The organism is Flavobacterium sp. Arc2 (assembly GCF_041431385.1).
GTDB lineage: Bacteria > Bacteroidota > Bacteroidia > Flavobacteriales > Flavobacteriaceae > Flavobacterium.
Genome location: NZ_JASMRH010000029.1, coordinates 17005 through 42022 on the forward strand (window position 1 = coordinate 17005; position 25018 = coordinate 42022).

19 protein-coding genes are annotated in these 25018 nt (G+C 35.1%); 9 read left to right on the forward strand and 10 right to left on the reverse strand.

What is annotated here, in order from left to right; all coding sequences use genetic code 11:
* Window positions 1–205: 205 nt before the first annotated feature.
* Window positions 206–607: an excinuclease ABC subunit B gene (locus tag QO182_RS16745; protein WP_371536019.1), complete on the forward strand. Its 402-nt coding sequence runs from the start codon at window positions 206–208 to the stop codon at window positions 605–607.
* Here the strand turns inward: QO182_RS16745 and uvrB are convergent.
* From uvrB to trmD, 9 genes are all read right to left on the reverse strand, one after another.
* Window positions 604–2595 carry an excinuclease ABC subunit UvrB gene (gene uvrB, locus QO182_RS16750; RefSeq protein ID WP_371536022.1) on the reverse strand — a complete coding sequence of 664 codons (1992 nt, stop codon included), beginning with the start codon at window positions 2593–2595 and terminating at the stop codon, window positions 604–606. The two genes, QO182_RS16745 and uvrB, sit on opposite strands and share 4 nt — an antisense overlap.
* A 128-nt stretch (window positions 2596–2723) precedes the next feature.
* Window positions 2724–5777: a TonB-dependent receptor domain-containing protein gene (locus QO182_RS16755; protein WP_371536025.1), complete on the reverse strand. Its 3054-nt coding sequence runs from the start codon at window positions 5775–5777 to the stop codon at window positions 2724–2726.
* Between the two features lie 344 nt (window positions 5778–6121).
* On the reverse strand, window positions 6122–7081 hold the full coding sequence (rlmF, locus tag QO182_RS16760; protein WP_371536027.1) for a 23S rRNA (adenine(1618)-N(6))-methyltransferase RlmF: 960 nt from the start codon (window positions 7079–7081) through the stop codon (window positions 6122–6124).
* Between the two features lie 122 nt (window positions 7082–7203).
* The gene (locus tag QO182_RS16765) at window positions 7204–7866 is read right to left on the reverse strand and encodes a thiamine diphosphokinase (RefSeq protein ID WP_371562934.1); all 663 of its coding nucleotides are present in this window, start codon (window positions 7864–7866) and stop codon (window positions 7204–7206) included.
* A gap of 140 nt (window positions 7867–8006) precedes the next feature.
* A complete protein-coding gene (locus tag QO182_RS16770; RefSeq protein WP_371536031.1) occupies window positions 8007–8825 on the reverse strand; it encodes a DUF4249 family protein in 819 nt (272 codons plus the stop codon).
* A gap of 5 nt (window positions 8826–8830) precedes the next feature.
* A complete protein-coding gene (locus tag QO182_RS16775; protein ID WP_371562937.1) occupies window positions 8831–11212 on the reverse strand; it encodes a carboxypeptidase-like regulatory domain-containing protein in 2382 nt (793 codons plus the stop codon).
* 131 nt (window positions 11213–11343) lie between these two features.
* Window positions 11344–13566 carry an NADP-dependent isocitrate dehydrogenase gene (locus QO182_RS16780; protein WP_371562940.1) on the reverse strand — a complete coding sequence of 741 codons (2223 nt, stop codon included), beginning with the start codon at window positions 13564–13566 and terminating at the stop codon, window positions 11344–11346.
* 269 nt (window positions 13567–13835) lie between these two features.
* On the reverse strand, window positions 13836–14186 hold the full coding sequence (gene rplS, locus QO182_RS16785) for a 50S ribosomal protein L19 (protein WP_367751816.1): 351 nt from the start codon (window positions 14184–14186) through the stop codon (window positions 13836–13838).
* Between the two features lie 172 nt (window positions 14187–14358).
* A complete protein-coding gene (trmD, locus tag QO182_RS16790; protein ID WP_371536038.1) occupies window positions 14359–15036 on the reverse strand; it encodes a tRNA (guanosine(37)-N1)-methyltransferase TrmD in 678 nt (225 codons plus the stop codon).
* A gap of 175 nt (window positions 15037–15211) precedes the next feature.
* On the opposite strand from trmD, the gene QO182_RS16795 reads away from it, so the two are divergent.
* The 5 genes from QO182_RS16795 to QO182_RS16815 all read left to right on the forward strand — a co-directional run bounded on the left by QO182_RS16795 (window position 15212) and on the right by QO182_RS16815 (window position 21653).
* Window positions 15212–17338, forward strand: coding sequence for a M3 family metallopeptidase (locus QO182_RS16795; protein WP_371536041.1), 2127 nt, complete (start codon window positions 15212–15214; stop codon window positions 17336–17338).
* Window positions 17339–17575: 237 nt separating this feature from the next.
* Window positions 17576–18571 carry an alpha/beta fold hydrolase gene (locus tag QO182_RS16800; protein ID WP_371536044.1) on the forward strand — a complete coding sequence of 332 codons (996 nt, stop codon included), beginning with the start codon at window positions 17576–17578 and terminating at the stop codon, window positions 18569–18571.
* 116 nt (window positions 18572–18687) lie between these two features.
* Window positions 18688–19356, forward strand: coding sequence for a peroxiredoxin-like family protein (locus QO182_RS16805; RefSeq protein ID WP_371536046.1), 669 nt, complete (start codon window positions 18688–18690; stop codon window positions 19354–19356).
* Between the two features lie 136 nt (window positions 19357–19492).
* Window positions 19493–20677, forward strand: coding sequence for an MFS transporter (locus tag QO182_RS16810; RefSeq protein WP_371536049.1), 1185 nt, complete (start codon window positions 19493–19495; stop codon window positions 20675–20677).
* 43 nt (window positions 20678–20720) lie between these two features.
* Window positions 20721–21653: a peptidylprolyl isomerase gene (locus QO182_RS16815; protein WP_371536052.1), complete on the forward strand. Its 933-nt coding sequence runs from the start codon at window positions 20721–20723 to the stop codon at window positions 21651–21653.
* 269 nt (window positions 21654–21922) lie between these two features.
* Here the strand turns inward: QO182_RS16815 and QO182_RS16820 are convergent, their stop codons facing one another.
* Window positions 21923–22480 carry a thioredoxin family protein gene (locus tag QO182_RS16820; protein ID WP_371536054.1) on the reverse strand — a complete coding sequence of 186 codons (558 nt, stop codon included), beginning with the start codon at window positions 22478–22480 and terminating at the stop codon, window positions 21923–21925.
* A gap of 113 nt (window positions 22481–22593) precedes the next feature.
* Here QO182_RS16820 and QO182_RS16825 point away from each other — a divergent pair, with 113 nt between their 5' ends.
* The 3 genes from QO182_RS16825 to QO182_RS16835 all read left to right on the forward strand — a co-directional run bounded on the left by QO182_RS16825 (window position 22594) and on the right by QO182_RS16835 (window position 25014).
* Complete coding sequence (locus tag QO182_RS16825) at window positions 22594–22935, forward strand: tRNA-binding protein (protein WP_371536057.1); 342 nt, start codon at window positions 22594–22596, stop codon at window positions 22933–22935.
* A gap of 374 nt (window positions 22936–23309) precedes the next feature.
* Complete coding sequence (locus tag QO182_RS16830; RefSeq protein WP_371562941.1) at window positions 23310–24644, forward strand: erythromycin esterase family protein; 1335 nt, start codon at window positions 23310–23312, stop codon at window positions 24642–24644.
* 52 nt (window positions 24645–24696) lie between these two features.
* Entirely contained in the window at window positions 24697–25014 is a 318-nt protein-coding gene (locus QO182_RS16835; protein ID WP_371536063.1) for a four-helix bundle copper-binding protein, read from the forward strand.
* Window positions 25015–25018 lie beyond the last annotated feature (4 nt).

The window sequence follows — 25018 nt, forward strand, 5'->3', positions numbered from 1 at the left end:
GTTCTGATATGAATGTTTAGAATCTAGGGATGTTTTTATAGCTGTCTCTAGGACCTCTGGCTTTTTTTAATGAAATATACTTTGACGAAACAAATGAGTTGATAGTCATCAAAAAAAACAATATAATTAGGATAAATTGTTGAATACCTGCTTGTTTTAGGGTTTTAATTATAAAAGCTATATTTTAGCTAAAAAAAATAATTTGATGAACATGTACGAAGAAAAAAAGAGCTTACTTTTAGAGATGATTGCTTTTTCAACAGTTGACGGTCATTTAGATAAAAAAGAATATGAATTTTTATTTCTAATTGCCAATGAATTGAATATCAAAAAAGGAGGGTTCAATGATATGTGTCATCAAGAATTACCAAAATTGCCTGTGAAGAATGAATCTCAAAGGATTCAACAATTCTATAGATTAGCAGTATTATTGAATAGTGACGCTATCCTGAACGGTAAAGAAAGTACAGCCGTCAAGCAAATTGCAATGCGAATGGGGTTGAATCCAGATGCCGCCAAACGTGTATTGAAAAAAATAGAAAAAGCTCCCAATACTGCTATTCCAATGGATGTATTGTTGAAAATTTTTAAAGAAGAGCACAACTAGGTAAGCTGTTCCTGCAATTTCTTAATTTCATCACGCAATTTAGCAGCTTGCATAAAGTCTAGGTCTTTTGCCGCTTTCTCCATTGATTTTCGTTTTTCGCGAATGCGTTTTTCTATTTCTACTTTTGATAAATATTCTGTTTCAGATTCAGCAGCTGTATTTAAAGTGAGTCCTAATTCGTAATCTGCCAAAGGATTCTTTGTAAAAGCACTTTCAATTTTTTTGTTCAGTGCTTGGGGAACTTGGTTGTTCTCTACATTAAAATTAATTTGTTTCGTTCTGCGGTAGTTCGTTTCGTCAATTGTTTTTTGCATGCTAGAAGTGATTTTATCGGCATACATAATTGCTTTTCCGTTAAGGTTTCTGGCGGCTCGACCGATAGTTTGCGTGAGCGAACGGTGGCTACGCAGAAATCCTTCTTTGTCGGCATCTAAAATGGCTACAAGTGACACTTCTGGTAAATCCAGTCCTTCACGAAGTAAATTTACCCCAATCAAAACGTCAAACAATCCTTTTCGTAGGTCTTGCATGATTTCAATTCGTTCTAAAGTATCAATATCTGAGTGGATATAACGACAACGAATATTGATCTTTGTTAGGTATTTTGCTAATTCCTCTGCCATTCTTTTAGTTAAAGTAGTCACTAAAACTCTTTCGTCAACTTCACTACGCGCATGAATTTCCTCTATTAAATCATCTATTTGGTTTAAACTTGGTCGGATTTCAATTATGGGATCTAACAATCCTGTTGGGCGAATGACTTGTTCTACAACGACACCATCCGTTTTTTGCAATTCATAATCGGCTGGTGTTGCCGAAACATAAATAACTTGGTTTTGCATCGCTTCAAACTCTTCAAACTTCAACGGACGATTATCCATCGCAGCAGGAAGTCGGAAACCATATTCCACTAAGTTTTCTTTTCTGCTTCTGTCTCCACCATACATGGCACTAACTTGAGAAAGTGTCACGTGACTTTCGTCGACCACCATTAAATAATCTTTAGGGAAATAATCCAATAAACAAAACGGTCTTGTTCCAGGGAGTCTTCCATCCAGATAACGGGAATAGTTCTCAATTCCGGAGCAATAACCCAGTTCTCGAATCATTTCTAAATCAAAATTAGTGCGCTCTTCTAATCGTTTTGCTTCTAAGTGCTTTCCAATTTCTTTGAAATAGTCGACTTGCTTAACTAGATCTTGCTGGATTTCCCAAATAGCACCTTGCAGCACATCTGGAGAAGTCACGAACATATTAGCTGGGTAAATCGTCAATTTGTCAAATTTTTCGAGAACTTTAGAATCTTTTGTATCGAAACTTTCAATTTCCTCGATTTCATCACCAAAGAAATGAATGCGATACGCTTCATCTGCATAGCTAGGATAAACATCTACTGTATCGCCTTTTATTCTAAAACTTCCAGGATTAAAATCGGCTTCTGTTCTAGAGTATAAACTTTGTACCAGCTGGTGTAGCAGTTTAGTTCTTGAGATGATTTGTCCCTTCTCAATTGGGATTAAATTTTTCTGAAATTCCACGGGATTACCAATACCGTATAAACACGAAACTGATGCAACTACCAAAATATCTCTTCGTCCGGAAAGCAAGGAAGCCGTAGTAGACATTCGCATTTTTTCAAGCTCTTCATTGATGGATAAATCCTTTTCAATAAAAACTCCAGTAACCGGCATAAATGCTTCGGGTTGATAGTAATCGTAATAGGATACAAAATATTCTACTGCATTATTAGGGAAAAACTGTTTAAATTCTGAATACAGTTGAGCAGCCAACGTTTTATTATGTGCTAAAACTAATGTAGGCCTTTGTACTTCCTGAATAACATTAGCTACGGTAAATGTTTTACCGGAGCCAGTAACTCCTAGTAAAGTTTGGAATTTTTCTCCGTCAATGATACCTTGAGTTAATTTTTCAATGGCTTGTGGCTGGTCGCCTTTGGGCTGATAATCGGATTCTACTTGGAAATTCATTTGTATTAGGGACAATGTTTTAGAATTACAAAGTTACAACGTTTATAATTATTCTAATCGAAAGTTAAAACCAAAAAAAAACCATCATGCTTTGCATGATGGTTTTTTTAAAAACAAAGAAATTTTTATTAGAAACTGAAACTTAATCTAGCAAAAACAAATCTTCCGTTTTGTCCAAATTGAGATGTGTTTCTTGAATATGTAAATTGATTTGCATTTGATAAATCGATTGAATTGTTTGAAGATGTAGTAGGGGAATAAATAACATTTCCGCTAGTGTCAACTCCAGAGGCTCTTTTAGCAATTGTTTGTGGTCCTAAGTTAGCTGTTGGATAAATATCAAAAATATTATTAGCTCCTATAACAACTTTTGTCGAATTAGAAACTTTATACCCTACAGATAAATCAGTAATGATTTTTGCAGCCCATACTGGGTGCTCATTTTCAACTGCTTGGTTATTTACAACAATAGCATTGATAGTTCCGTCTCCATTTGCATCAGCTATGTTTGGATCAGTTACTTCACCAAAGTATACATTTCTCAAGAAGAAATCGAATTTTTTAACTGTCATAGAGTTTGTTAAATTTGCTTTTACTCTTGGTACAGCTTCTTGCAAGTAAACTCTACTAGATTCAGAGAAATATCTGTTTATTTGTCCATTGTCAATTAATATCTGTGAACCGTGTATATCACCTACTTTTTTAGTGTTTGATATAGTTCCAGATAAGTCTGTTTTTAAAGTTAATCCATTTCCAACTTCTGCTTTATGGCTTATTACGATGTCAATACCTTTAGATTCTGTGTCAATAGCATTGGCAAAGAATGTTGCAGCAGTAGCATTAGCATTATCAAATAAAGTGTTTAACTGTGCTGCTGAACTTCCAGCAACAGGAGTTCCTCCTGGTCTAGAAAATTGATCCGTAAGGACCACTCTGTCAGCAATTTTAACAAAATAAGCATCAGCTGTTATAGTCAGTTTTGCTTCAGGTACTTTAGCTGTGAAACCAACACTAGCACTTTTTGATTCTTCTTGTTTCAATTGTGGAATCCCTAATAGTTTTGCAGCAGGTGAATCGTTACTAAATGTTCCTACTTCAAATGGTACACCTCCTACAAATTGTGTAGCAGTTGAGTTAAAGTAGATTTGGTGTAAAGATGGCGCTCTAAATCCTGTAGATACTGCACCACGTAAGTTAATGTTGTCAGTTAATTTATAACGAGTAGCTATTTTATAATTAGTGGTACCACCAAAATCAGAATAGTTTTCATAACGTAATGCTCCGTTTAGCAACCATTTTTCAGTTACATCGTATTCTAAGTCTGCATATACAGCAGCACTATTACGGCCTTTGTCTACAGTGTTTGCCGGTTTGAACCCTGGAAAAACTTGCGCTCCACCAGCTCTTACTGAACCATAAAAATCGGTAGCTTTTAATGTAGCAGCAGTTGTTGCAGTAACAACTGCTCCATTTATATCATATTGATTGTATGAATCTGGTTCACCAGCTGTAATTTGGAAATTTTCATGTCTATATTCTGCTCCAAAAGCAACATTCAATTTGTCAATTTTTCTAGACACATCAAAGTTAGTTGTGTTTTGAGAGAAGGCTAATCCACCAGCATCAAATTCAGTTGAAGATTTTTCTCTCAGTGAAGAATTTAAAGTATTTTCAATATTATAATCGAAACCGTTTCTACCAAACGTGTTACTCAAATCAAAGTTCCATTCTTTAAAGATTTTACCTCTAAGACCAGCTGCAGCAGATACGTCATTTATAGTAGAGTGAATTTCAGGTAAGAAACCATTTGGATATAAGAAGGTATATGTTCTTGATTGATTTGGTTTTCTATAAAAACCTGCAGCTTCACCAGTTCTATGACTTGTTCCTCCAAAAGCGTATACTTCAAGATTCTCGTTAATAGGGTAAGCAGCATTCAAAAAGAACTGTGCGCTTTGTAGTGAAGATTGTCCCACTTTCATGTTGAAAGCACTTCTCTCTAATTTTCTATAAGCTAATTCCCCTGCAGTTGCATCAAAGTTTAATGCAGTTTGCATCTGTCCAATAGTCCCCGCATTCGATATTGCATCTTTTTGTGGCTGCGTAAAATAACTTATTTGCGGTGCATAAGCTTTAATAGCAGTAAGTATTTGTGCAGTATTTGGAGTGTTATTAATATTTCCCCATAATGAATTGATGTTTGTACCTGCTTCTGTAGCTCTTTGTTCAATAGCATTAAAAGCACTGAATAATCCACCAGTTACATCATTTGCTCTACTCGTTTGTCCTCTTAATTGAAAACTTCCAGTAGCGTTGATGAAACTTTTTTCTTTTCCTAGGCTTGTACCGTAATTTAAATCTATTTGTAAATTGTTACCGTCATTACCACCTCTATGGTCATTAGCACCACTAGATAACTGTGTTCCTCCTAGGATATTAATGTCTAATTTATTGGTTGCTTTTTTAACATTTACGTTAATTACACCTGCAATTGCATCTGAACCGTATTGTGCAGAAGCGCCGTCTCTTAAAACTTCGATTTTATCAATTGCAAATGCTGGAATAGCATTTAAATCTGTTCCTACAGACCCTCTTCCTGGAGAACCATTAATATTTACTAAGGAAGAAGTGTGTCTTCTTTTTCCGTTTACCAATACTAAAACTTGGTCTGGACCTAAACCTCTTAATTGAGCTGGGTCAATATGGTCTGTTCCATCAGCTACAGTTGTAGTATTTGATGTAAACGAGGGTGCTACCATATTTAAGATTTGGTTTAAGTTAGCTTGTGGCCCTTGTGACGCAATATCTTTCATGTTAATTACATCGATAGGAACGGCTGATTCCGTAACTGTTCTAGCAGAACTACGTGATCCTAATATGACTACATCTTGAAGTGTTTCACCGCTTTCAGCTAATGATACATTTACCGTGCTTCCAGTAACCTTTATGTTTTTTGATTCAAATCCAATAAAAGTAAATTGTAAAATATCGCCAATGGAAGCAGATATTGTATATTTTCCATCAGCATCAGTCGATGTTCCTTTTGTTGTTCCTTTCACGAGGATTGAGGTTCCTGGTAAGGGTCCTTTTGTGTTGTCAGTTACGACTCCTGTAACTTTAATCTCTTGAGCAGTCAATCCTGCCGAAAAAATTAAGGTTAAAATAAATAATAGTTTTTTCATGGTGTAGTTTGTTTAGTTTGAGCGTCAAATTTACAATTAAAAAAAATAATATGTTATTTAAATGTTAATTATTAATAATAAAGTAATAAAATCTTGTTAATGCGGTGTGATATTGAGTGTTTATTTGTTCTTAAGCCCTTTTTAAATTAAATCAATTTTTTTTTGACTAATTTGTGAATTAGAATTATACCAGTATTTAAATATTTAAAAAATAAAGAACTATTGCTTTATTTTAGACAGATAAAAACGACAAAGCCCTTTTCTCAATGAAAAAGGGCTTTGTCGTTTTTATCTGTTTTTCGCCGCTTTACGGGCTATATTTAATAAGTAACTGTATGATTTAACTATTCAAACTTCCATTGTTTTTGTTGTCCTTCGCTCAAAAAGGTCCAAGCGATTATCCGGCTTGTTTTTTGGCCTTGAGCCATATCAATGGTTTTTATTTCGACAACATTAACCTTGTTTAATGTTTTATAAATACTGGAAAGATGAGACTGTTTTGATACTAAAGTGGTGAACCAAAAACATTGCATCGGATATTTAGCACTTTCGTATATCATTTGTGTAATAAAGCCTAATTCTCCACCTTCACACCATAATTCCGCATTATGTCCTCCAAAATTTAAAACGGGTTTTGTTGCTTTATTTGAAAAATCACGAGATTCTAAATTATTAACTTTTCGCAAAGAGCCCTTTGTTGCTTCTTCTTGTGATTTGTGAAAAGGAGGATTGCAAATCGTAAATGCAAATTTATCTTCAGGTGTAATGATATTTTTAAAAATAAAACGAGCTTCAGTTTGTTGTTGCAGACTTATAAAATCGACTAACTTTGGATTGGCTTCAATTATTTTACTGCAATTCTCAATCGCTTTTTCATCAATATCAGTTCCTACAAAACTCCAGCCGTATTCTACATTTCCAATTACTGGATAGATACAGTTAGCTCCAACGCCAATATCTAAGCCTTGAATAGCATTGCCTTTTGGGATTATGCCATTGTTACTACTAGCTAGTAAATCAGCGATGTAATGGATGTAATCTGCTCTTCCCGGAATAGGAGGGCAAAGATAATTTGCGGGAATATCCCAATTTTGAATATCGTAATAGGTAGCTAATAGCGCTTTATTTAAAGCTTTTACAGCTTCAGGATCACTAAAATCAATCGTTTCTATATCGTGTTCATTTATTGAAACATATGTGTTTAATTCTGAACTATTTGCTATTAAAAGTTTAAAATCGTATCGAAATCGGTGTTGGTTCCTTGGGTGTAGATTTGTTTTCTCAGTATTCTTTTTAGGTGTCATTTTTTTTATTTCAAGGCAAATATAGAGATTTATTTTAAAATCAAGATTTGTAGCAAGTTATGTAAAAAAGTATAGCTTTAGTGATTTACTAAAGATTTGTTTTAGTTTTCTTAGATTAAAAACTAATCAATGCACTCCATCATTAATAAATCACCAGCATCATGTTCTATAGTGACGATTCCATCTTGTAGTACATGGTTACTACTACCGGTGCGATAACCAATGGTTAAGCTATCGTTTTGCAAAGGATAAAATAAATTTTCAGAATGGATGCCAGTTACATGGCCTATTGGAATTAGAGAAATAGGTGTATTTGCAGTGTACCATTTTTCGAATCTTTTTGACAATAAAAAAACTTTTGAATGGTCGTCTAGAATTACAATTTTCAGCTGCTCTCTGTATTGGACAATGGTAGTCAAATTTGTAATGGTGTGATCCGTACGTCTTCCAGTTGCCCAAACTACATTTACAGCAGGGATTTTTCTTTTGATTAAATAATCAAAGGCTTTTTCAAGGTCTGTCTTGTTTTGATCTGGAGTATGCACAATTTCAATAGGATATTGCTTCTCTTTATAGTAATTAGCATCAAAATCGCGGTCAAAATCACCTAGTAGAACATCTACTTTTATATCTAATTTCATGACTCTTTCCATGGCCGAATCTAGCACGATAACTAAAGGAGACCATTCTAGTAATTGCCCTAATAATTCTGGATTACAAGCGGCTCCATTTGCTATGATTAATGCGGGTTCTTGGTCGTCGCGAACAATATGGTGTGATGACATGAAGTATAAATTAAAGGGCAAAGATATAAAAAACAACCTAAAAAATAGTGATTTTCAGGAGCTATTAGTTCGCCAGCGTGCTTTGCTTGCGTCCTGTTCCCGAAGTTTCGGGATGCACTGGCCCTAATCCAAACGACGATCTATTGTATCGTAATCGTTCTTGTATCTATTTCGCCAAGGGAGAAAAATCCTAAAGGATAATTGTCTTTGTCGATTGTGTTTACAATGTTTCCTCTTACAGTTGCAGGTGGCGACTGGAAAGGACCACCGCTATTACCGCCAGAAATAGTTATAAGGATAACGAGATAGTTGTAATATGTTTTTGATATTCCGTAATGCGTTATCTTAACTTCGTCACCAATTTGTAAATCATCTTTTTGCGACAAGCTAAAAAAGCGATTGCCTTGAAAGAAATCATCATCAGTGGCTGATAAATTTTGAAAACGCTCTTCTTTATATGTGTATTGAAAAAGATAGTAATTTATTGCAGCAGGGTCATTAAAAAATGTTTTGATCTGGATTTCATCTTTAGCAATTCCACCTTCATTGTTTTGGGTAACTTCATCAATAGGAGCAACTGATTTCAATGTCTCTGTAGCGCTGTAAATAGTATTGTTTAGTTTCACTGTTAGCGTGTAGATTCCATCAATTACAGGAATAAAGTTAGTACATATGTATTCTCCTGAATTAGCGATTTCTGTAAAAATAAAAGGAACATTGGCACTGTTTTTTACAATTATTTCTGCTCCAGAAACAGTTGGGATTTTATCACTAAAAAAAGAGGTCGTTGTAGACAGTTTTATTTTTTGCTGGCTTCCATCAGTACCTTTTTGCCATTTTATATTGGCTTCGATAACTAAACGAGGCGCTTCGGTATCTAGATCAACTTGGATAACTTCTTCGCAACTACTCATAAAAAAGGTAAAGAGTAGGACTATAGCTAGGTTTATTTTTTTCATTTCGATTAAAATTTAAAATTATAACTCACTGCAGGAACGATTCCGAAAATGGAAGTTTTTACTGCCTCATTTACACCGGTGTCTAAGTTTTGGCTAAAATTAATAGAAGCCGCATTTTTTCTATTGTATAAATTGTAGATACTAAAAACCCATTCTCCTTTCCAGTTTCTGCCTTGATTTGCTGTGGGAGTTAATGTTGCTGAAACATCTAAATGGTGATACGCAGGAAGTCTGTTTTCGTTTCTCAAGCCATAACTCGGAATAACGACACCTAAGTACGTGTATTGTCCTGTAGGATACGTTACCGGTTGCCCCGTTTGTAAAGCAAAATTAGCTCCAAAACTCCATTTGTCATTCTTTTGATATGCTGCTGTTACCGCTAAATTATGCGTTTTGTCATAGGCAGAATTGTACCAATCCCCGTTGTTAATTCCTGATTCTTCTGGAGTTCTTCCTGGAGTTTGCTGCTCTGATTTTGATAAGGTATAAGAAATCCATCCGTTTAATCTTCCTTCGTTTTTACGGAGCATAAGTTCTAGCCCGTACGAACGCATTCTACCATTTAATATTACTTGTTCAATAGCGTCGTTAGCAATTAAATCAGCGCCGTCGATATAATCCAAACGGTTTTTAATTTTTTTGTAATAGGTCTCTACTTCTAGAGAATACATATTATCATTAAAATTTTTAAAATAACCCAAAGCCACTTGATCAGCGAGTTGCGGTTGGATGTATTTGTCGCTTGGCATCCATATATCTAAAGGAGTAGGCGAAGAGGTGTTAGAGATTAGCTGTAAATACTGTGTCATACGATTATAGCTTGCTTTTAGAGCATTATTATCGTTGAATTGGTACGAAACTGCTAATCTAGGTTCTAAGTTGTTGAAACTTTTAATGACTTTGTTTTTATCATAAAATTGAGTTCCTGTAGGAGTTGCCTTTTCATAGATTTGCTGTTCTGTATTAAAAACTACAGGGTTGTTATCTGCGTAAAGATTTAGCGTTGATTCTCCTAGTCTATAAAACATACTGTATCGTAATCCGTAAGTTACCGCAATTTTTTTAGATATTTCATGTTCAGCACTTACATATAGAGCAGGTTCAAAAGCATATTTTTTGTCTAATTGGTCAGGGTTAATTGCCGAATCTGAATCAGTTGGACTAATTCTTCCAGGGTTAAAAGAATAATAAATAGCATTTATACCGTAATTTAGTTTGAATTTATCGGAGATGTAATTCTTGAAATCATACTTGATGTTGTAGTTTTTTATACCTGAATCCCATTTGAAACCAATGAAATCCAAATCTAGCCCATAATAATAATCACTGTAAATCATTGAGAAATTAGAGAATAGTTTATCTGAGAATAAGTGATTCCAACGTAAATTAAGCGTTGTGTTTCCGTAAATGTTAGAGAAGCTATCGTTAATAGAAAAAACATCGCGGCCAAAATAGCCTGAAAAGTATAAATTGTTATTTGGATTTAGTTTATAACTTAATTTGGCATTCAAATCATAGAAATAAGCGGTGTTGTCTTTTGTGCTTTCTGAAAGTTTTAAAAATAAATGGGCATATGAACTGCGACCACCAATTAAGAAGGAACCTTTGTCTTTTACTATTGGGCCTTCTAATAACAATCGACTTGAAATCAGTCCAATTCCACCACTAGCATGAAAAGATTTGCTGTTACCGTCTTTTTGATAGATATCTAAAACGGACGAAGCTCTACCTCCAAAATTTGCCGGAATACCTCCTTTGTATAATTTCAAATCTTTGATAGCATCAGGGTTAAAGACAGAGAAAAAACCAAAAACATGCGATGAGTTAAAAATAGTTGCTTCGTCTAATAAAATTAAGTTTTGATCAGCGCCACCACCACGCACGTTAAATCCTGAAGCGCCTTCGCCAGCATTAGTAACTCCTGGAAGCAGTAAAAGTGATTTTATTACATCAACCTCACCTAATACAACAGGCATCTTTTTTATAGAGGAAATCGAAAGTCTATTTACGCTCATCTCTGGCGATCTAATATTGCTGCTTTTATTCGTGTCTTTGATGACTACTTCTCGCAACATTTCGCCACTTTCAGATAGACCGAAGTTCATTTTTGTACTTTCAGATAATTCGATTTGTTCAGATACAGTCTGAAATCCAATATAGCTAATTAAGACCGTGTAATTAGCGGCAGGAAGTGTTATCGAATAAAAGCCATATTCATTTGTTGTGGTACTGGACTTAATTTCAGGAATGTAAATATTTACACCTATTAGTGTTTCGTTATTTTTTATATCTGTCACTGTACCACTAAGTGTAAATTTCTCTTGGGAATAGCAGGAGAGTGTAAATAAGAATCCGACAATTAGGATTATGATTTTCTTGTGAAACATATTGTTTATTTAGAGTTACAAATTTGGTCTAACGGTAAGTAAAATGCTATTAAACAAAGGTTAAAAAAATATTAATAATAAAAAAGACAACCGTTGCTGGTTGTCTTTTAAAATAGTGTAATAAAAATTAATTAAGCAATTTTAGCTAAAATAGCATTAAATGTTTCGCTAGGACGCATTGCTTTGCTTGTTAATTCAGGATTAGGCTGGTAATAACCACCAATATCCTGAGGTTTTCCTTGAGTTCCAATTAATTCAGAATTAATTTTTGTTTCGTTTTCTTCCAGTTCTTTTGCGATAGGAGCAAATGTAGCTTGTAATTTAGTGTCTTTGGTTTGAGCTGCTAGAGCCTCTGCCCAATACATTGCTAAATAGAAATGAGAACCACGGTTGTCTATTTGTCCAATTCTACGAGCTGGAGATTTATCGTTTTGTAAAAACTTCTCTGTGGCTTGATCTAATGCTTCAGATATAACCAATGCTTTTGGATTATTATAAACAGAACCTAGATGTTCTAATGAAACGGCTAAGGCCAAGAACTCTCCAAGAGAATCCCAACGTAGATATCCTTCAGATGTGAATTGTTCAACGTGTTTTGGAGCAGATCCACCAGCACCTGTTTCAAATAAACCACCACCATTCATTAATGGAACGATTGATAACATTTTAGCGGAAGTTCCTAATTCCAGGATAGGAAATAAATCAGTAAGATAATCACGCAATACGTTTCCAGTTACTGAGATCGTATCTAATCCTGCTTTAGTTCTTTCTAATGTAAAATTAGTAGCTTCAATTGGGTTTAAAATACGTATATCTAAACCAGTTGTATCGTGATCTTTTAAATATTTCTCTACTTTTTCAATTACTTTTCTATCATGTGCTCTGTTTTCGTCCAACCAGAATATAGTAGGTACGTCTGTAGCACGAGCTCTGTTTACAGCTAGTTTTACCCAGTCCTGAATCGGAGCGTCTTTTGCCTGACACATTCTGAAGATGTCTTTTTCTTCAACAGATTGTTCCATTAAAACGTTTCCTTTTGTATCTGTAACACGAACAACGCCGTCTCCAGTCATTTGGAATGTTTTATCATGTGATCCGTACTCTTCTGCTTTTTGTGCCATCAAACCTACGTTTGGAACACTTCCCATTGTTGTTGGGTCAAAAGCACCGTTCTTTTTACAGAAATCAATAGTTGCTTCATAAACACCAGAATAGCAACGGTCCGGAATCAAAGCAATAGTGTCTTGTAATTTTCCTGCAGCATTCCACATTTGTCCAGAAGTACGAATCATTGCAGGCATAGAAGCGTCTACAATTACATCTGAGGGAACGTGAAGGTTTGTAATTCCTTTATCTGAATTTACCATGGCTAAACCAGGCCCATTTTCAATTGCTTGAGTAATTGCAGCTTCTACTTCAGCTTGTTGCGGCTGACCTGCAATTTTTGCATAAACATCTCCTAATCCATTTCTGGTATCAATGTTTAATTGAGTAAATAGAGTTTTATATTTTTCAAATACGTCTTTGAAAAAAACTTCAACTATGGCTCCAAAAATAATTGGATCTGAAATTTTCATCATTGTTGCTTTCAAGTGTACAGAAAGCAATACGTTTTCTTTTTTAGCTTCTGCAATTGCATTGGCTACAAAGTTTTTTAATGCCTTTAAGTTCATCACTGAACTATCGATTATTTCTCCGGCTTTTAATGGAGTGCTCGCTTTTAAAACAGTAGTCGTTCCATCTTTTCCTACGAATTCAATTTTTACGTCAGTAGCTCCTGGAACTGTTATGGATTTTTCACTTCCGTAAAAGTCACCATTTTTCATTGCCTCTACTTTTGTTTTTGAATCTGCAGACCATGCTCCCATGGAGTGAGGATGTGCTTTTGCAAAGTTTTTAACCGCTTTTGGTGCTCTACGATCAGAATTTCCTTCACGTAAAACTGGGTTTACTGCTGAGCCTAATACTTTTGAATATTTAGCCTTAATTTTCTTTTCTGCGTCGCTTTTTGGGTCTTCAGGGAAGTTTGGTATTTTGTAACCATGTTTTTGTAATTCAGCAATAGCCTCTTTTAACTGAGGGACAGATGCAGAAATATTTGGTAATTTAATAATGTTTGCTTCAGGCGAGTTGGCTAGTTTTCCAAGTTCAGATAAAGCATCTTCCACTTTTTGGTCTTCATTTAAAAACTCAGGGAAGTGAGCTAAAATTCTTGAGGCTAGTGAAATGTCTTTCGTTTCAATTTCAATGCCTGCTGTTGCAGTGAATGCTTGTACAATTGGTAAAAAAGAATAAGTTGCCAACAAAGGCGCCTCATCAGTCAAGGTGTAAACAATCTTTGATTTCTGTGTCATTTTTTTATTTTTATAATCGTATCCTCCCTAAGTAGGATGTCAAATGTATGGTCTGCTTAAAATTAAGCGTAGCAAATATAAGGAAATCAGACTGAAAAGAGGCTCGGTTTGATACAGAAATATATGATTTTTCAGATAACTAACGCGTTCGTCTAAAAATGTTATTTTTATTAATGATTGTGACTGGGCTTGTTATTAAAAAATAAGCATAAAAAAAGTCCCGATTCCGAATATTCGGAATGGGACTTTTATGATAAAGAGATATTTTACTATCTTCTTTTGTCTTTAATTTTTGCTTTTTTACCAGTAAGTTCTCTGAAGTAGAAAATTCTAGCTCTACGAACTGCACCTTTTTTGTTGATTTCAACTTTTTGTAAAGCTGGCAAGTTTACAGGGAAGATACGCTCAACACCTACAGCACCAGACATTTTACGAATAGTAAAAGTTTCTGTGTTACCAGAACCTCTTCTTTGGATAACAACTCCTTTGAAAAACTGTGTTCTAGTTTTTTCACCCTCTTTAATTTCGTAGTATACAGTGATAGTATCACCAGCTCCGAATACAGGGAAATCTTTTCTAGCTACTAATTCGTCTTGAACGAATTTCATTAAATCTGCCATGATAATTTTAATTATGGTTTTTTATCAAATCAACATTCACGGATCTCGCCAGAGGTTGGTCTAAAGTGACCGCAAAAGTAGAAAATTATTTTGAATTATAAATTATAAATTTCGAATTATTTAAAGCCTTATTCTGAGTCGTTTAAAATTTAAAATTCAACATTTAAAATAATTATTCTTCTAATAAATCTGGACGACGATTCTTAGTATGTTCATACGCCATGTCTTCGCGCCATTTGTCAATTTTAGCAAAATTACCGCTGGTTAGTACTTCAGGAACCTTCCATCCTTTATAGTCTGAAGGTCGTGTATATATAGGTCCAGATAATAAACCATCTTGAAAACTATCTGTTAATGCTGAGGTTTCATCACTCAAAACACCCGGAATCAATCGGATTAAGGCATCTGATAACACTAACGCACCTAATTCTCCTCCTGATAAAACATAATCACCTATAGAAATTTCTTTAGTAATGAAATGGTCACGCACGCGTTGATCCACTCCTTTATAATGACCGCATAAGATGATAATATTCTCATACATGGACATGGTGTTTGCCATTTTCTGGTTTAACGTTTCTCCATCAGGCGACATATAAATGATCTCGTCGTAAGTTCTTTCACTTTTCAAATGTGTGATACAAGCGTCGATCGGTTGAACTGTCATTACCATGCCGGCACCACCGCCATAAGGGTAATCATCAACACTTTTTTGTCTGTTGGTTGTGTAGTCGCGTAGATTATGAAAATGTACCTCCACTAATCCTTTGTCAATAGCACGTTTCATAATGGAAGCCTCAAACGGACTTCTTAATAATTCAGGTAAAACGGTAACAATATCAATTCGCATGATTTTATATCTTAGTTTGAAAGCGCAAAGGTACAAAGTTTTTTAGGAGTTATCTGGCTTCATTTTATCAATGAATGAACCTTTTAACTAATATTTTCGGACTAAAACATTAACAGCTGTTAACTTTCTGAGGTGCTTTTTTTTATTTACTTTTATCAAAATTAATAATCAATTTATGAAAATTTTATCAAACTTAATTTTATCAAGCGCTATGCTTGTTATGGTTACGTCTTTACAATCGATTAATGCTCAAAATAAATCAGTAAAAATGACCAATCCATTATTACAAAAAAGTGCGTTGCAGTACCAAGCTCCCGCTTTTAATTTAATAAAAGACGCACATTTTAAACCTGCTTTTGAATATGGTCTAGCGGTTCACGACAAGGAAATAGTAGCAATTGCAGATAACCCTGCTAAAGCTACTTTTCAAAACACCGTATTGGCTTTAGAAACTTCGGGAGTAGATTTAAAAAGAGCAGCTAGCGTTTTTTATAACTTGACAGGTTCTAATACCAACCCAACATTGCAAGCGCTACAAGCAGAATATGCACCTGTATTTTCAGCGCATAGCGATAAAATGTACTTGAATTCTAAGTTGTACAAACGTTTTAAAGCAGTTGATTTGAATGCTCTTAAAGGAGAAGATAAAAAACTAACGCAGTACTATTTGCAAGAATTTGAATTGGCAGGAGCTAATTTATCTGATTCTGACAAAGGAAAAATGAAAAAAATCAATGAGGAGTTGGCTAGTTTAGGAACTCTTTTTGGAAACAAATTATTAACCGCTCGTAAAAACGGGGCTATACTTTTTGATAATGTAGCAGATTTAGATGGATTGAGCGCTAATGATCTTGCTGCTGCAAAAGTGAAAGCGACTGAAGCTGGTCATGACGGACAGTATTTAATAGGATTGCAAAACACAACGCAACAGCCTTTATTGCAAAGTTTAACTAACAGAGCAACTAGAGAAAAAATATTTAAATCGTCTTGGACTCGTGCCGAAAAGAATGATGATGGGGATACTCGTGAGGTATTAGAAAAAATGGCCAGATTGCGTTTGCAAAAAGCCAACTTGATGGGGAAAAAGAATTTTGCTGAGTGGAAATTGCAAGATCAAATGGCACAAACGCCAGAGAGAGCAATGAACTTATTAGCAAAAATCGCTGGGCCAGCAGCTGCTAAAGCAAAAGTAGAAGCTAAAGAAATTCAAGATTTGATCGATTCTCAAAATGGTGGATTTAAATTAGAGCCATGGGATTGGAATTTTTATTCAGAGCAAGTTCGTAAAGCCAAATATGATTTGGACGAAAGTCAAGTAAAGCCATACTTTGAATTGACTACAGTTCTTGAAAAAGGAGTGTTTTTTGCAGCCAAAAAAATGTACGGAATCACATTTAAACAACGAAAAGATTTACCAGTTTATCATCCAGATGTAGTGGCTTACGAAGTTTTTGATAATGACGGTACATCAATCGCAATCTACTATTTAGATTTCTACACTAGAGACAATAAAAATGGTGGTGCCTGGATGAATAATTTTGTGGATCAATCACATTATTTAAAACAAAAACCAGTTATTGTAAACGTGTATAACTTTGCAAAACCAGTAAACGGAAACCCATCTTTGATTAGTTTTGACGATGTAACGACTATGTTCCATGAATTTGGTCATACTTTACATGGCTTATTTGCTAATCAAAATTACACCAGCCTTTCTGGAACATCAGTGCCTCGTGATTTTGTTGAGTTCCCTTCTCAAATCAATGAGCACGCTGCTTTAGATCCTGAAGTATTGAAAAATTACGCGATTCACTACAAAACAAAAGAAGTGATTCCTCAGGAATTAATTGACAAAATTAAAAAAGCAGAAACCTTCAATAAAGGATATGATGTAACGGAACTTTTAGCAGCATCGACCTTAGATATGAATTGGCATAGTGTAGAGAACGAAGCCAATTTTAAACCTACTTTAATTTTCGAAAAAGAAGCGCTTGAAAAATACGGACTTTTAGTTAACGAAGTACCTACAAGATACCATACTCCTTATTTTGCACACATTTGGTCTGGCGGTTACTCTGCTGGATATTACGCTTATACTTGGTCAAAAACGTTAGATTACAATGTATATGACTGGATGAATGCTAACGGTGGTTTAACTAGAGAGAACTCTGAGCGTTTTAGAAAATACATTTTATCAGTAGGGAATAGTGTAGATTTAAACGAAGCTTTCAAAGAATTTATAGGTCACGATATGGAAATCGAACCGTACTTAAGAAACGCCGGACTTTTAGAAAAAGAATAACTATTATTATACTAAAAAATGACATTCGTAAAGGATGTCATTTTTTTTTGGAGCAATTTCCAGCTGTCCACTCTATCTATTGTGCCGAACACCGGCACAATAGGATGCCGTTTCCATCTGGGCTAGCGTATGTAATTACGTTTAAGTTTTACTTTCCAAATTGTAAAGTTTCCTTAATATTTTTCATACAAAACTCTTTATACCTAAATTTACAATTCTAATAAAAAAACACTTAAAATGAAATTCAAACTTTTGATAGGACTCTTTTTTATAACGCTAGGGTCTTTTGCACAACAAGAAGAACTAAAATGGTTAGATATTAATTTAAGTAATTATGAATATCCTTATCCGGTGCATTTTATCACTTTAAATGTGCAGCAACAAGAACTCAAAATGGAGTACATGGATGTGAAACCCGATAATTATAATGGAAAAAATGTACTGCTCCTTCATGGGAAAAATTTCAACGGTGCCTATTGGAAAACAACCATTGACGCTTTGACGAAAAAAGGATTTCGTGTTATTGTTCCTGACCAAATAGGTTTTGGGAAATCTACAAAACCAGATAATTTTCAATATACTTTTCAGCAACTGGCACAAAACACAAAACAGATTCTAGATTCTCTTGGAATTCAAAAAACAGCCGTTTTAGGACATTCTATGGGCGGAATGGTAGCCACGCGTTTTGCATTGATGTATCCTGAGATTACGGAGAAATTGATTCTAGAAAATCCAATAGGTTTAGAAGATTGGAAACTTAAAGTGCCTTATCAAACAGTGGATTGGTGGTATCAAAATGAATTGAAACAGAGTTATGCTGGAATTAAAAAATACCAATTAGACAGTTATTACGATGGGAAATGGAAACCAGAATATGATGAATGGGTAAATCTATTAGCAGGTTGGACTCTAAATTCTGATTTTAAGAAAATAGCTTGGAATTCGGCTCTAACGTATGATATGATTTTTACACAGCCGGTCGTTTATGAATTCCAAAACATAAAAGCTCCAACACTTTTAATCATTGGAACAAGAGATAGAACCGCTTTAGGGAAACCATTAGTAAGCAAAGAGGTGCAAAGTACAATGGGATTATACGCTGTTCTGGGAAAAGAAACGCAAAAGAAAATACCAAATTCAAAACTAGTCGAAATTCCGAATATTGGACACATGCCACATATTGAAAGTTTTGATAAATTTATACAACCACTAACAGCGTTTTTAGAAAAATAAAAAACAGCAGCCTTACGACCAGAATCGGGAAATGTTGTAACATTTTCGCTAAAAATTGATAAACAATAAAGGCAGATGTAATAGTACATTTGTACAATTAATAAACAAATATAAAAATGAGTACAGAAAATAATACAATAGGTTTACAAGCCACTTTAGATAACGCAAAAAACGCATGGGAAGCAAAAGCACCTGAGAGAACTAAAGAAATATATGCAGAAGGAATTGCTGATGTAACACGCCAGAATATTGTTTTAAACGCCAAGAAAAATGATGATATAGCACCTAACTTTAGCCTTACCAACGCTACAGGAAAAGAAGTGCAATTAAGTGATTATCTAAAAAAAGGACCTGTTGTTTTAACATGGTATCGCGGTGGATGGTGTCCTTATTGCAACATGACGTTACATTATTTACAAGAGCAATTGCCCAATATTCAATTAAAAGGAGCTAATTTATTGGCATTAACACCTGAGTTGCCTGACAAATCAATGTCTACTACTGAAAAACACCAACTAAAATTTGAAGTGTTAAGTGATGTAGGAAACAAAGTGGCTAAGGAATATGGTATCGTTTTTAAATTAACTGATGATGTAGCTGAATCTTATCAAAAAGGATTTGATTTACATGGTTATAACGGTGATGAATCAGATGAATTACCTTTGGCGGCTACTTATGTAATTGATCAAGAAGGGAAAATTGTTTACACTTTTTTAGATGCTGAATATAGAAACAGAGCTGAAGCCGATGATATTTTGGCGGCACTTGATGCTATTCAAAAATAGTTAAAGCAAGCCTTTATTTAATACCCTCAAAAGAGAAAATCTTCTGAGGGTATTTTTAATTAATAGCTTTATTTTTTGTTTGAAATTTAGCTTTTGTTTAAAACAATAATCTAGAAACCCAACGTATTTTTGCGCGATGAATTTATCAAAAAAGAATGTCTTGTTTATGGCGGCGGCCACGGGACTTATAGTAGCTAATTTATATTATTGCCAACCCTTAATCGTTTTAATCGCAGATGAGTTTAAAATACCTCACGCCGATGCAGGAACAATAACCTATCTTACGCAAGCTGGGTATGCTATTGGGTTGTTTTTTATGGTTCCGCTAGGAGATAAAATAGAACGAAAGACTCAAATATTATACACCACTTTTGCTTCTGTAATTGCTTTGATTATTGCGGCTACAGCACAAAGTTACCTGATATTAGAAATTGCTTCACTATTAATCGGAATCACATCTATTGTTCCGCAACTTATCTTGCCTCTGGCAGCGTCATTAAGCGCACCCGAAGAACGCGGTAAAGTGGTAGGAACCATCATGAGCGGACTCTTAGTTGGGATCTTGTTATCAAGAACATTAAGTGGTTTTATTGGCGAAGTGCTAGGATGGCGCGCCATGTTTTGGATTGCATCAGGACTTTGTCTCCTTTTATTTTTTATGATTAAAAAACAATTTCCTTATAACAAACCTGTTTTCAATGGTTCGTATGGCCAACTTATTGGTTCGCTTTTTACTTTAATTAAAGAGCAACCTTTACTGCGTGAAGCTACTTTAATTAATGTATTTAGTTTTGCACAATTTGGTGCTTTCTGGACGACAATGGTTTTATTACTTTCGGCAGAACCTTTCAATTTTAATAGTGCTACAATTGGATTATTTGGTATTGTAGGTGCTTCAGGAGCTTTGGCAGCACCTTTGGTGGGGAAACTTGGCGATAAAGGAAGTTCCAGAGTAGCGGTAGGGTATGGATGTCTGCTAATCGCTTTGAGTTTTATCGTTTTCTACTTCTCAGGAGCGAGTGTTGTTGGGATAGTTATAGGTATAGTTCTAATTGATATTGGTTTGCAAGGCGTGCATATTTCAAATCAAACCCGTGTGTATTCCATAGTTCCCGAAGCTAGAAATCGTATGAATACCGTATTTATGTCTTTTAGCTTTTTAGGAACAGCAGCAGGATCTGCCTTTGGATTGTTTTTATGGCAATTGGGTGGCTGGCATGCGGTAGCATTAGGATGTTTACTGTTGTCAGGATTAGCGTTGTCAGTGTATGCCTATACCTATAAATCAAAAGGGAAAGCTTTAGAAAGAATCAATGAATAAAAAATTAATTCGTAAATTTGCAATTCAATAAAAATAAATAAAGATGGAAAACGGAATATACGCTAAATTCAACACTGCAAAAGGAGCGATTTTAGTAAAATTACAGCATGAATTAACTCCAGGAACAGTAGGGAATTTTGTTGCTCTTGCTGAAGGAAATATGGAAAATAAAATTAAGCCTCAAGGACAAAAATTCTATGATGGTTTAAATTTTCATAGAGTAATCCCTGATTTTATGGTTCAAGGAGGATGTCCTCAAGGAACTGGAACAGGAGATCCAGGGTACAAATTTGATGATGAATTTCACAAAGATTTACGTCACAATGCACCTGGTGTATTGTCTATGGCAAATTCTGGTCCCGGTTCAAATGGATCTCAGTTTTTTATCACTCACGTTGCAACACCTTGGTTAGATGATAAACACACCGTTTTTGGAAATGTAATCGAAGGACAAGACGTGGTAGATGCTATCGCTCAAGGTGATGCTTTAGATTCAGTTGAAATCATTAGAGTAGGTGAAGAAGCTAAAAACTGGAATGCTATCGAAGCGTTTGTAGGTTTAAAAGGAGCTCGTTTGAAAAAACAAGCAGCTTTAAAAGCAGAATCAGAAGCAAAAATGGAAACATTAGCGGCAGGTTTTGAAAAAACAGAAAGTGGATTGCGTTACCAATTCATCCAAAGAGGGGATGGAAAACAAGCTGAAGCTGGTAAAACAGTTGCTGTTCACTACGAAGGATCGTTAGAAAACGGAAAAGTTTTTGATTCTTCTTACCCAAGAAAAAAACCAATCGAATTCAAATTAGGGCAAGGACAAGTTATCGAAGGATGGGACGAAGGTATTGCTTTATTGAAAGTAGGAGACAAAGCTCGTTTTGTAATTCCTTCTGATTTAGGATACGGACCAGCAGGAGCAGGAGGAGTTATTCCACCAAATGCTACTTTGATTTTTGACGTTGAATTAATGGACGTTAAATAGTATTTAGTATTTAATGATCATTTTTTTCAGTGATCAGTTTATATAATTAAAAATCCCATCTCGTTTTAAACGAGAGGGGATTTTTTTATGCGATATAATATTTTTATTCGTCTGTTTGTAATGATTAACGGCTTGTAAAACAAAATTGCTACGAAGTATCACAATACTTTTCTAATATATTTAAATCCGTTTATTTTGAGAATTTCCATGTCAAAAATGGAAGTAGTGACTATGCATTTTTATTTTTCTCTAACCTTTAACCTCTAACCTTACTTCCATTTTATACTACACCCAATACTCGGTTTCTGTTCTGGATTCATCGTACGGTTGTAAACAACGCTGTCAATTGCCCCACGTAAATCGCTACCACTAAGAGGAATTCCGTTTCCGGGTCTGCTGTCATCCATTTGTCCGCGATAGACTAATTTGTCCTGGCTGTCATATAAAAAGAAATCAGGAGTACAGGCAGCATGATACCCTTTAGCTACTTCCTGTGTTTCATCGTATAAGTAAGGAAATTCAAAATTATTTTCGAAAGCAAATTCTGTCATGAGTTCTGGTGCATCCTGTGGATAATTGACTATGTCGTTACTAGAAATGGCAATAATACCAAGTCCTTGTACCTGATAGTCATTAGCAATCATAACGACTTCTTCGATTACATGAAGTACAAACGGACAATGGTTACATATAAATAGTACTAAGGTTCCTTTTTCACCTTTTAAATCAGCAAAAGAAAATGACTCCGTAGTAGACTTCATGTCTTTCAGATAAAATTCTGGAGCTTTCGTCCCTAGTGGGGTCATATTTGATGGAGTTCTTGACATTGACTTTATTTGTTTAAAGTTTCAGGCTTAAAGTTAAGAAAAAAGGTTTGCTTTTAGTCTGAAATGATTATTTTTAGTTCTCGTAACTCATTGGAATAAAACCATAATTGAAGATGGAGAATAATTTAAGTTGGCAAGAATTTGAAAGAGTAGCAATGCATGTGGGCACCATCTTGGAAGTTAGTGATTTCCCCGAGGCGCGGAAACCAGCTTACCAACTCACAATTGATTTTGGAGAGGCTATTGGAATCAAAAAAACTTCGGCACAAATTACTAAACGCTACGCCAAGTCTAATTTACTCGACCGTCAAATTGTTGCCGTCATTAATTTTCCAAAAAAGCAAATTGGCAAGTTTATGAGTGAATGCCTCGTGCTTGGGGCAGTCGGAGAAGAAGGAGATGTTATTCTACTGGCTCCCGACTTTAAAATTAAAAATGGACTTCGAATCGGTTAAGAGGTATACTTTTTTCTTCGGATTGATGTTTTTAAAATACGTATCAAATCTCATACTATTGACCTCAATTAATACGTATCATTTTAATAATTAAAATGTTAATGTATTATTAATCAGTGTTTTAATTTAAAATTTATCGTAGATTTACTTTAGACTTAATTACGCGCCTATTCTTTTTGCTCCATCGACTTTTTACGCCAAATTAACTTTTGATTGCGAAGACATTATTACTTAGTATAAAAATGGCGGCTATGAAAATATTGCATTTATATGTAGTGCTAATTATCACCCATAGCCTAGAGGACCTACACTTTTTACGCTTCTTAAATTAATTTAAAAAACACCTAATTAGGAATTTAAATATTTAGAAAAGTATGGAAAAGATTGAATCAAAGTATACAGCGCCTGGGATTTTAGATGTGAGAAAGTTAATTCTTGATAATTCAATAGAGTTAAATGAAGAAAGTGATTTGGATAAACTGATTGAAAAAATTGGTGATGCTAAATATGTACTATTAGGAGAAGCTTCTCATGGCACCCACGAATATTATACTTTGCGGATGAAAATCAGTAAAAAATTAATAGAAAAGAAAGGGTTTTCATTTATTGCGGTAGAAGGGGATTGGCCAGACTGCTATAACCTGAACCGATATGTAAAAAATTATCCTGATTCAGGCGACTCGGCTCTAGCTGTTCTCCACTGTTTTAATAGATGGCCAACTTGGATGTGGGCTAATTGGGAAACTGTTGCATTGGCTGAGTGGCTAAGGGAACATAATGACAATTATTCTAAGGCAGATAAAGTGGGGTTTTATGGTTTAGATGTTTATAGTCTTTGGGAGTCTTTTGATGAGATTATTAAGTATTTAGAAGAAAAAGATCCCGCAACAAAAAAGGCTGCGATGGCTGCCTTAAAATGTTTTGAACCTTACAACAGAGGAGAAGGACAAGAATATGCACGGGCGGCACGAATGGTATCATTGTCTTGCGAAGATGAAGTAGTTAATCTGTTGACAAAAATAAGAAGAGAAATTGCAACGTATAGTGGAGATCCTGAAGATGCCATGAATATTAAACAAAATGCGGAAGTGATTGTTAATGCAGAACGCTATTATCGTGCGATGGTAACTGCGGGGCCTAAATCTTGGAATATTCGGGATCGTCATATGGTTCATACTTTAGAAAATCTTATGGAGTTTTATGGCGCAGGCGCTAAGGGTATCATTTGGGAACACAACACCCATATTGGTGATGCAAGAGCTACGGATATGGTAAATGATGGAACAGTAAATGTGGGCCAAATCATAAATGAAGAACACAAGCCAGAAGAGGTGTTTTCTGTGGGCTTCGGTTCTTATCAAGGGACTGTTATCGCGGGCCGGGAATGGGGCGATGTGATGCAAGTAATGAAAATTCCGGAAGCGGTAAAGCACAGTTGGGAATATGAATTGCACAAACTCGAGGCTAGAGACAGAATCGTATTTATGAACGATGAAATGAAAGATAAACTTGGGGAACGTGAATTTGGCCATCGGGCCATCGGAGTTGTATATCGCCCTAAATACGAGCATTTTGGTAATTATGTTCGGTCTAAAATCCCATATCGATATAACGCCTTCATTTATTTAGACGAAACTACGGCACTGCATCCACTTCACATAAAACCCGATGGAAGTCAAATGCCAGAAACATTCCCATTTGGAGTATAAAATAGAAACAAGGAAATAAATCTAAAAATTGATTACAATGGAAAAGCAAAAAATGATTGAGGTACTGCAATTTTGTGCTGCACAATGCACACATTGTTATGATGCATGCCAATTAGAAAAGGAAATGGATATGAGTGCTTGTATGATGCACGATCAGGATTGTGCTGACTTATGTCGTTTGACAGCCCAAGTATTGGACCGGAAATCAGAGAATATAGATATCTTTTTAAAAGTTTGTTTAGTAATGTGCGAAAGATGTGCCTCTGAGTGCGAGAAACACCCACAAATGGAACACTGTAAAAAATGCGCTGAGGCCTGTCGTAAATGTGCAGATATGTGTCATGAATATGAAGTGGCGCATAGAGAGTAGCATT

Coding starts and splice junctions, on each gene's coding strand:
- QO182_RS16745 (WP_371536019.1), top strand. CDS start 206: ATGAACATGTACGAAGAAAAAAAGAGCTTACTTTTAGAGATGATTGCT.
- uvrB (WP_371536022.1), bottom strand. CDS start 2,595: ATGAATTTCCAAGTAGAATCCGATTATCAGCCCAAAGGCGACCAGCCA.
- QO182_RS16755 (WP_371536025.1), bottom strand. CDS start 5,777: ATGAAAAAACTATTATTTATTTTAACCTTAATTTTTTCGGCAGGATTG.
- rlmF (WP_371536027.1), bottom strand. CDS start 7,081: ATGACACCTAAAAAGAATACTGAGAAAACAAATCTACACCCAAGGAAC.
- QO182_RS16765 (WP_371562934.1), bottom strand. CDS start 7,866: ATGTCATCACACCATATTGTTCGCGACGACCAAGAACCCGCATTAATC.
- QO182_RS16770 (WP_371536031.1), bottom strand. CDS start 8,825: ATGAAAAAAATAAACCTAGCTATAGTCCTACTCTTTACCTTTTTTATG.
- QO182_RS16775 (WP_371562937.1), bottom strand. CDS start 11,212: ATGTTTCACAAGAAAATCATAATCCTAATTGTCGGATTCTTATTTACA.
- QO182_RS16780 (WP_371562940.1), bottom strand. CDS start 13,566: ATGACACAGAAATCAAAGATTGTTTACACCTTGACTGATGAGGCGCCT.
- rplS (WP_367751816.1), bottom strand. CDS start 14,186: ATGGCAGATTTAATGAAATTCGTTCAAGACGAATTAGTAGCTAGAAAA.
- trmD (WP_371536038.1), bottom strand. CDS start 15,036: ATGCGAATTGATATTGTTACCGTTTTACCTGAATTATTAAGAAGTCCG.
- QO182_RS16795 (WP_371536041.1), top strand. CDS start 15,212: ATGAAAATTTTATCAAACTTAATTTTATCAAGCGCTATGCTTGTTATG.
- QO182_RS16800 (WP_371536044.1), top strand. CDS start 17,576: ATGAAATTCAAACTTTTGATAGGACTCTTTTTTATAACGCTAGGGTCT.
- QO182_RS16805 (WP_371536046.1), top strand. CDS start 18,688: ATGAGTACAGAAAATAATACAATAGGTTTACAAGCCACTTTAGATAAC.
- QO182_RS16810 (WP_371536049.1), top strand. CDS start 19,493: ATGAATTTATCAAAAAAGAATGTCTTGTTTATGGCGGCGGCCACGGGA.
- QO182_RS16815 (WP_371536052.1), top strand. CDS start 20,721: ATGGAAAACGGAATATACGCTAAATTCAACACTGCAAAAGGAGCGATT.
- QO182_RS16820 (WP_371536054.1), bottom strand. CDS start 22,480: ATGTCAAGAACTCCATCAAATATGACCCCACTAGGGACGAAAGCTCCA.
- QO182_RS16825 (WP_371536057.1), top strand. CDS start 22,594: ATGGAGAATAATTTAAGTTGGCAAGAATTTGAAAGAGTAGCAATGCAT.
- QO182_RS16830 (WP_371562941.1), top strand. CDS start 23,310: ATGGAAAAGATTGAATCAAAGTATACAGCGCCTGGGATTTTAGATGTG.
- QO182_RS16835 (WP_371536063.1), top strand. CDS start 24,697: ATGATTGAGGTACTGCAATTTTGTGCTGCACAATGCACACATTGTTAT.